Origin of the sequence: Variovorax sp. PCZ-1, assembly GCF_018413605.1 — a bacterium.
Classification (GTDB): domain Bacteria; phylum Pseudomonadota; class Gammaproteobacteria; order Burkholderiales; family Burkholderiaceae_C; genus JANMDU01.
Genome location: NZ_JAHCDN010000002.1, coordinates 355,280 through 368,698, shown reverse-complemented (window position 1 = coordinate 368,698; position 13,419 = coordinate 355,280). Strand labels below are relative to the sequence as shown.

The 13,419-nt window shown below is 54.7% G+C and carries 13 protein-coding genes; 2 read left to right on the top strand and 11 right to left on the bottom strand.

The genetic code is table 11. From position 1 onward, the window contains the following. Positions 1 to 3 precede the first annotated feature (3 nt). On the top strand, positions 4 to 804 hold the full coding sequence (truA, locus tag KIH26_RS11855) for a tRNA pseudouridine(38-40) synthase TruA (protein ID WP_213445460.1): 801 nt from the start codon (positions 4 to 6) through the stop codon (positions 802 to 804). Between the two features lie 81 nt (positions 805 to 885). Here truA and KIH26_RS11850 read toward each other — a convergent pair whose 3' ends face one another. Together KIH26_RS11850 and KIH26_RS11845 are read right to left on the bottom strand one after the other, a co-directional pair. Beyond that, a complete protein-coding gene (locus KIH26_RS11850) occupies positions 886 to 2,061 on the bottom strand; it encodes an MFS transporter (protein WP_213445458.1) in 1,176 nt (391 codons plus the stop codon). Positions 2,062 to 2,074: 13 nt separating this feature from the next. Then, positions 2,075 to 3,427, bottom strand: coding sequence for a DNA recombination protein RmuC (locus tag KIH26_RS11845; protein ID WP_213445456.1), 1,353 nt, complete (start codon positions 3,425 to 3,427; stop codon positions 2,075 to 2,077). Between the two features lie 159 nt (positions 3,428 to 3,586). On the opposite strand from KIH26_RS11845, the gene KIH26_RS11840 reads away from it, so the two are divergent. Continuing rightward, positions 3,587 to 3,952, top strand: a complete 366-nt coding sequence (locus KIH26_RS11840; protein ID WP_213445454.1) for a hypothetical protein — start codon at positions 3,587 to 3,589, stop codon at positions 3,950 to 3,952. A gap of 9 nt (positions 3,953 to 3,961) precedes the next feature. Here the strand turns inward: KIH26_RS11840 and KIH26_RS11835 are convergent, their stop codons facing one another. From KIH26_RS11835 to KIH26_RS11795, 9 genes are all read right to left on the bottom strand, one after another. Further along, positions 3,962 to 4,258, bottom strand: coding sequence for a TMEM165/GDT1 family protein (locus KIH26_RS11835; protein ID WP_213445452.1), 297 nt, complete (start codon positions 4,256 to 4,258; stop codon positions 3,962 to 3,964). Positions 4,259 to 4,276: 18 nt separating this feature from the next. Then, a complete protein-coding gene (locus KIH26_RS11830; protein WP_213445450.1) occupies positions 4,277 to 5,248 on the bottom strand; it encodes a 2-hydroxyacid dehydrogenase in 972 nt (323 codons plus the stop codon). 75 nt (positions 5,249 to 5,323) lie between these two features. Beyond that, the gene (locus tag KIH26_RS11825; RefSeq protein WP_213446039.1) at positions 5,324 to 6,712 is read right to left on the bottom strand and encodes a sodium:proton antiporter; all 1,389 of its coding nucleotides are present in this window, start codon (positions 6,710 to 6,712) and stop codon (positions 5,324 to 5,326) included. Between the two features lie 129 nt (positions 6,713 to 6,841). Further along, a complete protein-coding gene (locus tag KIH26_RS11820; RefSeq protein ID WP_213445449.1) occupies positions 6,842 to 7,987 on the bottom strand; it encodes an ABC transporter substrate-binding protein in 1,146 nt (381 codons plus the stop codon). A gap of 65 nt (positions 7,988 to 8,052) precedes the next feature. Further along, positions 8,053 to 8,931: a LysR family transcriptional regulator gene (locus KIH26_RS11815; protein ID WP_213445447.1), complete on the bottom strand. Its 879-nt coding sequence runs from the start codon at positions 8,929 to 8,931 to the stop codon at positions 8,053 to 8,055. Positions 8,932 to 8,940: 9 nt separating this feature from the next. Next, the gene (gene pyk, locus KIH26_RS11810; RefSeq protein ID WP_213446037.1) at positions 8,941 to 10,446 is read right to left on the bottom strand and encodes a pyruvate kinase; all 1,506 of its coding nucleotides are present in this window, start codon (positions 10,444 to 10,446) and stop codon (positions 8,941 to 8,943) included. Next, positions 10,446 to 11,729 carry a TRAP transporter large permease gene (locus KIH26_RS11805; RefSeq protein WP_213445445.1) on the bottom strand — a complete coding sequence of 428 codons (1,284 nt, stop codon included), beginning with the start codon at positions 11,727 to 11,729 and terminating at the stop codon, positions 10,446 to 10,448. The genes pyk and KIH26_RS11805 overlap by 1 nt, the downstream gene beginning before the upstream one ends. Positions 11,730 to 11,808: 79 nt before the next feature. Further along, positions 11,809 to 12,303 carry a TRAP transporter small permease gene (locus KIH26_RS11800; RefSeq protein WP_213445444.1) on the bottom strand — a complete coding sequence of 165 codons (495 nt, stop codon included), beginning with the start codon at positions 12,301 to 12,303 and terminating at the stop codon, positions 11,809 to 11,811. A gap of 25 nt (positions 12,304 to 12,328) precedes the next feature. After that, positions 12,329 to 13,249 (bottom strand): TRAP transporter substrate-binding protein, encoded by a 921-nt coding sequence (locus KIH26_RS11795; protein ID WP_249661239.1) that lies wholly within the window; start codon positions 13,247 to 13,249, stop codon positions 12,329 to 12,331. Positions 13,250 to 13,419 lie beyond the last annotated feature (170 nt).

Here is a 13,419-nt window from a genome sequence, read left to right as displayed (position 1 = left end):
CAGATGCCTCGTATCGCCTTAGGTTTAAGCTACAACGGCACGCCCTATCTCGGTTGGCAAAGCCAACTCGGCGGGGGCGCAGTGCAAGATCAACTTGAAGAGGCCTTGCGCCTCTTCAGCGGTTTTCCGGCCGATAAAAGAGTCATCACCAATTGCACAGGCCGCACCGATTCAGGTGTGCATGCGCTGATGCAGGTGGTGCACTTTGATACGCCCCTTGATCGCGAGCCTTTTTCTTGGATGCGCGGTGTCAATCGCTTCCTGCCAGACGATATTGCCGTGCAATGGGCGCAAGAGGTTCCGCAAGCGTTTCACTGCCGTGCGCAAGCACTCACGCGCCGCTATGCCTATATCGCGCTGCAATCAAGCATGCGCCCCAGCATTGAGCAAGGCCGCGCAGGCTGGTCACACATGCCCTTGAATTTAGAAGCCATGCAAGAAGCTGCGAAGCTGCTGATCGGCGAGCATGATTTCTCTTCGTTTCGCGCCGCGCAATGCCAAGCACTCTCACCTATCAAAAAATTATTGCGTATCGACATTAGCCAGCGTGGCGCGTATTACCGCTTTGATTTTGAGGCCAATGCTTTTCTGCACCACATGATCCGCAATCTCATGGGCTGCTTACTCACGATTGGCCGAGGTGATCAGCCGGTTTCTTGGGCGAGCGAAGTATTGGCAGCAAAGAAACGTGAATTCTCAGCGCCCACTTTTTCACCCGATGGCTTGTACTTCCTCGGCCCCACTTACTCGCCCGAGTGGGGCTTACCAAAACGTACCGTAGCCTTTGATTGGCTGCCTTTGTGATTCTTCTTTACTATCGATTTGATAGCTGTTTGCGCAGATTTTATACCGGCAATCGGCCGATATCGATCAAAAAACGAGTCGTCAGGTGCGAAGCTTGAATGCCAGCCTCGCGCCTGAGCCCACCATCAAAGCTGCGATCCAAAACAAGGCAGCGCTGCCAATCGCTGTGCCTACCAAACCAAACAGCAAAGGCATCGCCACGCTCGATGCATTGATCGCCATGAGTCGCAGTGCAATCGCCTCGCCGTGGCGCTCCTCTGGCGTGATCTGATGCAAGGTGCTCATGATCATCGGCTGCACTGTGCCAAGCACGAAGCCTAGGAAGACGGAGACCACGCCCATCGACAGCGCCGTGGGCATCAGCGGATAAACAGCGAGTAGGAGACAAGTCATCACCATCGCAAAGGTGATGACTGCCCACTCGCGCAAACTGTGTGCCAACAGCGGCAGCAGGATGCGCACCACGGCAGCCGCAATGGCAAACGCGCCCAAGATCATGCCGATCACACTGGCGCTGTAGCTGCGCTCGAAACCGATCAACGGTACAACGAAGCCGTGCACATCCCAGCTGGCCGAGAGCAGCCAATTTACCAAGAGCAAGCGCGCAAACATCGGCTCGCGCAGCAAATCCCAAGCGGCGCGTGGCTTCTTGGCGGTAGCTTGCTCGCCCTCGGCTTCGCGCTGCGCTTGGCTGGGCGGCTCACTGACTTGGCGCGTCATGGCAAAGCAAATCAAAGGCAGCAGCGCCATCGCGCCAAAGGCCGCTCGATACCCTGCCAAGTCAATCAGCACACCGGCAAGCAAGGGGCCAAAAAAGTTAGCTCCCGCCGGGCCAATCGAGAGCCAGCTGAAGGCTTGCTTCAATTCCACCGTGCTGTGCGCCGCGCGCCCCACATGCCGCTGCAAAGCGATGATGGTCACCCCGGTAGAGCCGCCCACCAGCAGTGCAGAGATAGCGAGCGTGATCACATGCGGGAAGGCGCAGGCCAGCAGCGCGCCCGCGCAGGAAGCCGCCACCGCAGCATACACAGGCCTCTTCAATCCATGCCGATCCGCATAACGGCCAGCGGGTAATGCGATGAACACCTGCGTCAGGGCAAACAAGGCCACCAGCAGACCTGCCGTAAAAGCCCCCAGCTTTTGATCGAGTGACCAAAGCGGAGCAGCCATGCGCATACCCGCCATCGCTGAATGCAGACTGATGTGCCCGATGATCAGGCGAGCCAATGAAGGTGAAAGCGAATCAAAAAGCGCCATGTGTTATCAAGCTCTAGCCTTCATCATCTGCTTTGTCCAGCGGCAGCAAATTCTGCGCCTGCGCCTCAGGAAGTGCTTCTACTTTCTTCAAAGCGCGGTTCATCATATTGGTGCGCGTCTGCGCTTGATCCAGCGTTTTGACCACGCTATCGGCCTGTGCCCTCACCTTGCTCACAAACTCACCAAACTTGCCAAACTCCGTCTTCACCGCGCCAAGCACTTGCCAGACTTCGGAGCTGCGTTGCTCAAGAGCCAATGTGCGAAAGCCCATTTGCAGAGAATTCAGCATGGCCAGCAAAGTGGTGGGCCCTGCGAGCGTCACGCGGTGATCACGCTGCAATGCATCCATCAAACCGGGGCGGCGCAGCACTTCGGCATACAAACCCTCGGAAGGTAAAAACAGAATCGCAAAATCCGTGGTGTGGGGTGGCGCGACGTATTTTTCTGCCATCGATTTCGCTTCCAAGCGAATACGCGCCTCCAGTGCCTTGGCAGCCACTTCAGCAGCCACAGGATCAGCTCGCTCCTGCGCGTCCAGCAAGCGCTCGTAATCTTCGGTGGGGAATTTGGAGTCAATCGGCAGCCAGGTGGGTGAGCCATCGTCGCTTCTGCCGGGCAATCGAATCGCGTAATCCACTACATTGCGGCTACCCGGCACAGTGGCGATTTGCGCTGCAAACTGCTCGGCCACAAACACCTGTTCCAAGAGCGCACCGAGCTGCGCTTCGCCGAATGTGCCCCGCGTTTTCACATTGGTGAGCAAGTGCTTTAAATCGCCCACACCTGCCGCGAGTGTCTGCATTTCGCCCAAGCCTTTGTGCACTTGCTCCAAGCGATCAGCCACCTGTTTGAAGCTCTCACCCAAGCGCGTCTCCAGCGTGGTTTGCAGCTTCTCATCCACCGTGCGCCGCATCTCGTCGAGTTTGGCTTCGTTCTTTGCACCAAGCTGCTCCAACTGCTGATTGAGTGCTTCGCGCACTCGCGTGAGCTGCGCATCCAGTGTCTCGCGCACCTCAGTGAGCCGCCGCGCATTGCCCTCAGAAATATTTGTGAGCTGCGTCGTTAAATTGCCTTGAAAGCCCGCGAGCGACTGCTGAACATTGCCCTGCATCCCGGCCAGCGTTTGCCCCATTTCGAGCCGTGAAGACTGCGCATTGCTGGCCAGCTCTTGGCGCAGCTCCCGCTCCAGCCGCTCGTTGCCTTGCGACAGCTGGTTGAGCAAAGCCGCTTGCTGGAGCATTTGCTCTTCTTTTGATAGCATTCCGCGCAGTATCCTTGCCGGCGAACCCATCAAAAGCCATATAAAAAGACCGATCAAAAGCAGCAGGTTGAGCAAACCCAAAATCAGCGCGACATCAAAGTTCATGGCTCAAGTCTAACCCTGGAGCTGGAGGAATCCACACACTTTTCTTGCATTTGGCTACCAAATAATTGGAAACAACTCAGCTGCACAGTTCATCATAGGTCAGCGCCACGTGTTGCACGCTCGTTGTATCAGTATCCATCTCTTTGATGAAATCGACTTATGACCCTAACTCAAAAAATAAACGCTGCTCTTTTGGCGATCTTCGCAAGCGCAGCAAGCATGGCCGCCGATGTGAGCGTGATTGTGGGCGGCGAAATCAAGCCTGGTGTGTATGGCCGTGTCGAGATTGGCACCCAACCTCCTCCTGTTGTGGTCTATCCACGCCCCGTGATCATTGCTCCTGCGCCCGTGGTGGTCGCCCCGCAACCTGTGTACATGCATGTACCACCGGGCCATGCCAAGAAGTGGGGCAAGCATTGCCACAAGTACAACGCCTGCGCACAGCCTGTGTATTTCGTCAAAGGCCCTGAATACGAGCGCAAAGGCAAAGGGCATGGCAAGGGTCGTCACAAGCATGACGATTAAGCACAACGATCAGTTTTTGAATGCCTGCCACAGCGTCCAAGCGCCAATCAATATGAAGCCCACGCCTGCCACAAGTTGAAGTGTGCGCGGCGAGACAAACTTGCCTACAGCGCTACCAGCCATCACGCCAATGCCAGCAGACACGACCAAGGCTGCACTCGCAGCAAAAAACACGGTCCATTTACTGAGCCCTTGATCTTGCGAAGCAAAAAGCATCGTGGCCAGCTGAGTTTTATCACCCAGCTCAGCGAGGAAGACGCTGATGAAAATAGTGAAGAAGGCTTGAAGTTGGGTGGTGGTGCTCATGCCACTATTGTCACCCAGCTAAAGTGTGTTGAGCGGCGTCTTCGCTTGGCCTTGCGTTAAATAAGCAATCAAATTATCCGCCGCCAAATTCGCCATCGCTTGGCGCGTAGGCACTGTAGCGCTGCCGATATGCGGCGTGAGCACAACATTTTTTAAAGCGGTCAATGCAGGATTAACTTTAGGCTCGCCTTCAAACACATCAAGGCCAGCACCGAGAATTTTGTTGGCTTGCAAAGCGACGGCCAAAGCGTTTTCATCAATCAAACCGCCGCGCCCGATGTTGATGAGCGTGGAGGTGGGCTTCATGAGTGCGATCTCGGCAGCGGCTACAGTGTGGTGATTTTCTGCGGAGTAGGGCAGAACCAAGACGATGTGATCCGCTTGCTTGAATAAGTCTGTTTTGCTCACGTATTTCGCATTCACCTGCGCTTCCAGCTCAGGCGCGAGGCGCGAGCGATTGTGATAAATCACGTTCATACCAAAGCCATGCCCGCCGCGCTTGGCAATAGCGCGACCAATGCGGCCCATGCCGAGAATACCTAAAGTGCTGCCGTGAATGTCAGTGCCAGTGAACATGTCGTAGCTCCACTTCGTCCACTGGCCTGCACGCAGGTAGGCCTCGCTCTCGCTCACGCGGCGCGCTGTGGCCATCAGCAGGGCAAAGCCCATATCAGCCGTCGTCTCGGTCAGCACATCAGGTGCATTGGTGGCGAGCACGCCAGCGGCTGTCATTGCTGGCACATCAAAATTGTTGTAGCCCACAGCCATGTTGGCGCAGATTTTCAAATCGGGGCAGGCCTTGAGTAAATCAGCATCAATGCGCTCACCGCCCGTGGTAAACACGCCTGATTTTCCTTGCAATCTTCGAATGAACTCTTCCCGCGGCCAAATCGTATCGGCTTGATTGGATTCCACCTCAAAGTGTTGCGTCAAACGCTCCAGCACTTCTGGGAAAACGGCACGTGCCACGAGAATTGATTTTTTAGTCATTTTTAAAGCCTTTTATGTGGTTTGCCGGCACAGAATCTGCGCAGAGTGCTATTAAATTATGAGTTATGAAGATGATCAACGAAACCAAACCCAACCCATCACGATGAAAAGCGGAATCAAAATACACACCGCCCAGGCTATGTAGCCAAAGAAGCTGGGCATCTTGACACCACGGTCTTCCACCACGGCTTTAACCATCAGATTCGGCGCGTTGCCGATGTACGAGTTAGCCCCCATGAACACTGCGCCTGCAGAAATCGCCGCCAACGTAGTGGCATGCGTGGTCATGAGTGTTTGAGCGTCACCACCGGCGAGGTTGAAGAACACAAGATAAGTGGGCGCGTTATCGAGGAAGGAGCTAAGAGCGCCCGTGGCCCAGAAATATGCCAACGGGCTGGGTGAGCCATCCGCTCGCGTGACACTGGCCACAATCGCGCCAAAAGGCCCGTCGATGCCCGCTCTGAGCATCGCAATCACCGGGATGATGGTGAGAAAAATACCAGCGAATAATTTGGCCACTTCCTGCATTGGCGCCCAAGAAAACTGATTAGCTTCATACACCGAGTCGGCCGTGATCTTGATCGAGATGATCGTCACAGCGATCAGGCCCATATCGCGCACCATGCCTTGCAAGCCCACATCGGTGCCAAACACATTGAAATCTACGCCCGGCTTCCAAATGCCACTCATCAACACCAAGCCCATGATGCAGCCCAGCAAAATGAAGTTAGCGCTGCCATCAAAGCCGATGCCTTTGGAATCCGGCGTGGGATCAAAGCTCTTTACTTCCTCACGCTTGTGATAATAGTAAGAATCCATCACATAGAAAATCGCGAGTAGCGAGCCCACCATGAAGAGCGTCTCCGGGAAGATATAGCGTACCGTCCAGAAAAAATCCACACCCTTCAAGAAGCCGAGAAACAAGGGAGGATCGCCAAGCGGCGTGAGCGAGCCGCCGGCATTGCTCACGATGAAGATAAAAAACACAAACACATGCATCTTGTGCTGCCGGTTATCGTTCGCGCGAATCAACGGTCGAATGAAAAGCATTGAAGCTCCGGTTGTGCCCATGAAGCTGGCCGCCACTGCACCAATGGCAAGAATCGATGTGTTGAGCAAAGGGCTGCCATGCAAGTTGCCTTTGATATAAATTCCACCAGACACAGCAAACAAGGCCGTGAGCAAAATCACAAAAGGAATGTACTCCGCCAACAGCGCATGCACAAACGCTGCACCCGCTGCACTCGCGCCAAACTTGATCGCAAACGGCACCAGAAACAAAAGCGCCCAAAAGGCAGCCACCTTTCCAAAATGATGATGCCAAAACTGCGGTGTGAGTAAGGGACACAGTGCAATAGACAGCAAGATGCCAGCAAACGGAATGCCCCAGATGGCCGTGAGTTGCTTACCATCAACTTCTGCGGCAAAAGCACTTGTACTCATCAGCAGCAAAGGCAAAATCATCACACGACTGAAATGGCCTAAGCGATTGAGGCGGCCAGCAATAGATGCCATAAAAATATGTCTCCAGAGATACATCTCATTATGCCCAGCCAAAAGGCTTTGGGCTTGCAATTTCAAGTCAGTCAAGCGTCAGCGACGCAATATTCCCTCTTGACTTATCACGGTGAGCTCTGTGAATTTCGAGCCGTTTTTGCTGACAGGATCGAATTTCAATGCGAAGCCGCCTAAATCCATGGCATCCATTTTTTGCATGGCCTCCAGCACTTTGGCTCGCGTCGGCTGTGAGCCGGCGTTCCGAATTGCCTGCGCCAACACCAAGCCACTGATGTAGCCTTCTAAGCTGAAATAGCTCGGCTGCGCGTTCGGTGCATGCTTTTTCAACAGCACCCGATATTCACGCACCAGTTTTACGCTGTCTGTGTAGGGATAGGGAAATACTTGGGAAAAACCAATACCGTGCGCCATCTTGAGGCCAACCTTTTGCGTCACAGCATCGGGGTTGACTACCGAGATCGACACCAGGCGAGGAGAAGGCGCTAGCGCACGAAAGCGTTTGATGAATTCATACACGGGATCGCCCACCGCTACGATCACCACAGCCTGAGGCTGCGCTGCCACCAGCGTTTTGACCGCTTGTTCAATGCTGGGAATCACCTTATCAGCCGCTTTGTCATAGGCGGCCATTGCAGCAGGCTGGCGACTTTGTTTGACCAATACTTGCTCCACCGCTTCTTTACCAGATTGGCCAAAAGCATCATCCACGTAGAACAAGCCAATCTTTGTCACGCCCATGCGGCCTAGCTGTTCTACGATTTGGCCAATCTCATGCTGGTAGCTAGTACGCACATGATAAATATTTGCTGCGCCCTGCACTTCTTTCGCACCCGTGAGCGTACCCACCATCGCGATACCGGCGTCGGTCAAAGCGTTTGATTTGATGACTGCCAAGGTATTCGCCGTGCCACGATAGCCTGCCAGTGCAATGGGGTTCGCCTCACTGATCAACTCTTTCGTCAGCTTCACAGTCTCGTCGGGGATGTATTTATCATCTTTGGTGATGAGCTTGAGTTTGCGGCCATTGATGCCGCCTGCAGCATTGGTTTTTTCTACCGCCAGTTGCAAGCCTAATTGCAGGCCTTGCCCTAAGTCTGCGCCATTCGTGCCGCTCAGCGATGCCACTTGGCCAATCACCAAATCTTGGGCAGATATGGCTTGCTGGCTGGCCATCCCCAATACCAAACCTACCGCCATCAGGGTGGGAAAAATTCGCTTCATGTTTGTCTCCAAATTTGTATAGCCCCCCTGATTCGTGCCTCAGTACCTGAACCCTTCGCTCAAACTCATTGCCCCCAAATATCCTGCAAGACCTGCCGCAGCGCCGTGATGGCAGGATCGTGCTCACGGGCTTTGTTGTAGATGAATGTCAATGGGCATGGCTGGCTCGCACCATCCCACACCACCACCTCGCCACGCTGCGCGGCTGCTTGTGCCAGCTCATCTCGCATCAAACATAAGCCCACACCGCTCTTGACCAAGCTGATCATCGAGGCCTCTTGATCAGCCTCCACCACAAAGCGCGGCTCAAAGCCATGTTTGCGCAGCATCTCGCGCACCAAGCGATGCTGCGAACTTTGCGCAGGTGTACCCACCCAAGGCAGGGCACCGATATCCTGCCAACTGGCCTGCTGCATGCGCGCAAGCCAATCAGGGGGTGCGACCACGCGATACGTCACATGGCGCAGCAGCACATACGCGATGCCAGGTGTAGCCACCTCGCCCAAGTAAAAACCTGCATCAAGCTCACCCGCCTCGAGCTGCGCCATCACGCTGCCTGACACGCCGTGCTGCAATTTCATTTGTAGCAATGGATAAAACTGCAGCACCGCGCCAAGAAACGAACCGAGCCGGATCGATTCAGGATCAATGATCGTACCCAGGCGAATGACGCCAGCCACCTCGCCCTGCAAGCGCTTGGCGGTATTGAGCAGTTCCATCGCATCAAACAAAGCACGCTCGGCATGGGGTAACAGGGTCGTACCTGCACTGGTGAGCGCCATGCCCGTGGGTAAACGATCAAAGAGCAGCACACCCAACTCTTCTTCCAGGGCCTTGAGCTGCTTGGAAACGGCGGGTTGCGTGATGTGCAGCTGCTCTGCGGCGCGGGTGAGATGCCCTACCCGCGCCACAGCCAGGAAAGTTTTAAGTTGGTAGATTTCCATGCCAGTAGATTACTCGACGTTGGCGCTTGCAAAGTACGGAGTTTTCATACGCGTTTGCATCATGGCTGAGGGCGATGCGGGCGTCTCACGGCTACCTGCCAATGCTTCTGGCCACACAAAGCGCAGCAGATTGGTGCTGCCTGCCGTGGCGAAAGGTAAACCAGCGACCACGGCCATCGGCTTGCGCGAATGGTAGTAGCCCATGCTTTTGGCCGCTGCAATCGCGCTGTCAATCATGCCCTCAACACTCGCGGCATCCTGCGACAAACAAGGCTGCACACCCCAAGCTAAGCACAGGCGGCGTGCGGTTTGCACATGAGGTGTGAGCCCAATGTGCGGCAAGCGTGCACGCTCTTGTGCCACGCGTAATGCGGATGTGCCGGATGTGGTGTAAGTCACCGCGCAGGCCATGGGCATCAAGGCGCTTGACGCATGCAATGCCGCTGCAATCAATGCGGCACGATCAGGCTCTTGACCCGCTCTGGTCTTCAAGATTGCGGGTATCTCTTCCTGCTCTGCTCGCGCAACAATTCGTGCCATGGTCTGCACAGCTTCTAGCGGATACGCACCTGATGCGCTTTCCGCAGACAACATCACGGCATCAGCGCCTGCATACACGGCATTGGCTACATCCGAGGCTTCAGCCCGAGTCGGCGTGGGCGTGCTGATCATGGATTCCAGCATCTGTGTCGCCACCACCACCGGCTTGCCGTGGCGGCGACTGACCTCAATGATTTTGCGCTGCCAGGTGGGCACATCCTCTGCGGGCAGCTCCACACCTAAGTCTCCTCGAGCCACCATCAAAGCATCAGCAGCCAGCGCAATCTCATTCAATTCACGCAGAGCCTGTGGTTTCTCAATCTTCGCCATGATGCCAGCGCGATGGCCCACCAAGCCTCGAAGCTCTTGCACATCAGCAGCGCGTTGTACGAAGGACAGCGCAATCCAATCCACACCGAGCGCCAAGCCGAAAGCCAAGTCCTCGCGGTCTTTACGTGTGAGCGAAGACAGAGACAGCGGCGTGTCTGGCAAGTTCACACCTTTTCGGTCTGACAGCATGCCACCCACCAACACTTCTGCTTCAAAAGCCACGTCCTGCTTAGCAGTGACTCGTAACTTCAGTTTGCCATCGTCAATCAGGAGCACATGCCCCACCGCCAGCTCTAAAGCGATATCTGCATGCGGAAAAGGAATATCGTCAGCCTTGAGCTGATCCGGCTCGTCAGCATTGAAGCGCAGCAGCTCGCCTGCTTTGATCTCGCGCGCACCTTGCGGCATTACGCCAATGCGAATCTTGGGGCCTTGCAAATCCTGCAAGATGCCCAGCGGCTTGCCCAGCTCTTTTTCTACGCTGCGGATATGTGCATAGCGCTGCTGATGATCCGCATGCGAGCCGTGGCTGAAATTCAGGCGAAAGACATTCACACCCGCCTGCGCGAGCACCAAGATCTGCTCACGCTGTGAACTCGCAGGCCCGAGTGTGGCAAGTATCTTGGTAGCGCGATGTCGAGCCATCATTTCGGCGCTCCATACACCATGTCGCGAAGGAAGAGTGAAATTTCTGGGATGTAGGTGATCAGCATCAAGCATCCCAAAATCACCAAGACGAATGGAATCAGCGAGGTGATGATACGATCCAGCGAAATTTTCGCTACCGTACAAGCTGCAAACAGATTCACTCCAAAAGGCGGTGTGATCATGCCTAAAGCCAGGTTCACTACCATCACCATGCCAAAGTGCACTGGATCGATGCCAAAGAAGATCGCCACCGGCACGAGGATGGGCGCAAGCACAATGATAGCTGCACTCGTTTCAATGAACATGCCAATGATGAAAAGCGCTGCATTCACACCCAGCAAAAACATCGCAGGTGATTTAAGCACCTCTTGTAACCAGTGCCCAATCGCATCAGGAATGCCAGCGCGTGTGATGAGGAAAGCAAACAAGCCCGCATTGGCAATGATGAACATGATCACCGCGCTACTGATCACAGATTTTTTCAGAATCTTGAACAGATCACTGAATTTGATCTCGCGGTAAATCGTCATGCCAACGATCAGCGCATAGAACACGGCTACCGCAGAAGCCTCCGTGGGTGTGAACACGCCACCATAGATGCCGCCCAGAATAATCACCGGCATCATCAGCGCCCAGCCAGCTTGCCAAGTCGCTTTACCAAAGGACAGGCGCCCATCACCATCGTTCTTTCCCCAGCCTTTGTATTTGCACCAGAGCCATACGAAGATCATCAAGGCAACGCCAATCAAAATGCCAGGGCCAAAGCCGGCGATGAAAAGCTCACCAATCGAGACTTCCGCACTCACGCCATACAAAATCATCGGAATACTCGGCGGAATGATCACGCCCAGCTCAGCACTCGTGGCTTGCAATGCAGCCGCATATTGCGTGGGATAGCCGTGCTTGATCAATGCAGGAATCAAAATCGCACCAATCGCAAAAGTGGTAGCTACTGATGAGCCACTCACCGCTGCAAAGATCATGCAGGTGAGCACACAAGTGATCGGCAAGCCGCCTTGAATGCCACCAACGATGGATTTAGCAAACTCTACCAAGCGGCGCGAGATACCGCCAGTTTCCATGATGTTGCCGGCCAAGATAAAAAACGGAATAGCAGCCAATGGAAATTTATTGATCGATGAGAACATCTCTTTCACAGAAACGAGCATGTTCACATTGCTGATTTGAATACCGACGATGGCCGAGAGGCCAATCGACACGGCCACAGAGATGGTGAGCGCAAAGCCCAGCATCATGGTAATGAGCATTGCCGTCGTCATATTGCCCCCACGCTCTGCGCTAGCGCGTCGTCGCTTCCCCCCGAGGGGGCTTGAGCCACTTGAAGCGGTTCTACGTGTCTCATTGCGCATTCTCCAGTTCTTCACGCTTAGGATCAAGGTAATTGCCGATGATGGAAATCACGCAAAACAAGCCGCCAATCGGCATGGCCAAATAAGCCCAGAGCATGGAAATACCTTCTAAGCCGATCACGGATTGCACCGTACCGCGCTTCGCATAATCAAAACCCCATACGATGATGATGAAGATCAATGCGAGTGCAGCGAGCGCTACAGCTGCATCGAGCACACGCCGCATGGCTGGGCCGCTCCAGCGATACACCACATCCACACTCACCATCGCACCTTGGCGAAACGCCATGGGAATTCCTAAAAATACCATCCAAATGAGGCTGAAGCGAATCAACACTTCCGTCCACTCAGCTGGGCGCTCCAGCACGAAGCGCGTCAGAATCTGAAACAAGCCCAGCGAAGCTGCAATGGCCAGCATGGCACAGGCCAGCACGGTGGCAATGCCCGTGCTGACCTGCTCCAGCTTAAGAAATTGATCTTTCATGTTGTCGTTCTCAGCTGACTGCTCTTCAACGTACCGCGCGGATGCGGTCAAGATTGGATTTGCCAAACTGCTTGTCAAACTCTGCGTACACAGGCGCGAGCTGGTTCACGAACTTGGCTTTGTCAACGTTCTCCACGACTTGCATGCCTTTGGCGCGCAACTCGGTCACGCCTTTGGCATCGTCTTCATCTACACGAGCGCGGTTGGCGCGAGCGCCTTCTTTGGCAGCGTCTAGGAAGTGCTGCTTGTCTGCAGCCGATAGCTTGTCGAACGTTGCCTTGTTCATCAAGAAAATACAAGGTGAATACACATGGCCAGTGAGCGACAAATGCTTTTGCACTTGATCAAACTTGGCGGACATGATCACCGGCAGCGGATTCTCTTGACCATCCACCGTGCCTTGCTGCAAAGCTGTGAACACTTCAGGGAAGGCCATGGGCGTGGTGATGATGCCGAAGCCTTTGTAGGCCGCCACGTGCACGGGGTTTTCCATCGTGCGCAGCTTCAAGCCTTTCAGATCATCTGGTGTATTCACAGCGCGCTTGCTATTGGTCATGTGGCGAAAGCCGTTCTCCGCCCATGCCAATGCTTTGAAACCTTTGCTATCGAATTGCGCGAGCATGTCTTGGCCAATCTGGCCATCGAGCACAGCACGAGCATGCGCTTTATCGCGAAACAGGAAAGGGATATCAAACATACGCGCCTCGGGCACGAAATTAGGCACAGGGCCGGTGGAGCTGAAGGCCAGCTCTTGCGTGCCGAGCTGCACAGATTCAATGCTCTCGCGCTCGCCGCCGAGTGCGCCCGCATAGAAAGTTTGAATCTTGTAGCGGCCGTTGGTGCGGCGCTCCACTTCGCGGGCGAAGGTATCAATCGCCACGCCTTGGTGCGAGTTTTGCGCCACCGAAATGCTGATCTTCATCACGGTTTGGGCATGTGCAGCCATCCCCAAAGCGGCCAGCACCGCAGCAGCAGCCAAATTACGCAGAGTTGCACGTTTTTGCATCACAGTCTCCAAAAAATCCGTACCGACTTGGTACGCGATGGGGACTGTAGACGCGGGCGTTTCTTAGAGCCAATGGTGAATTGTCATTCGAGGCATTCCGCCAGGGAATT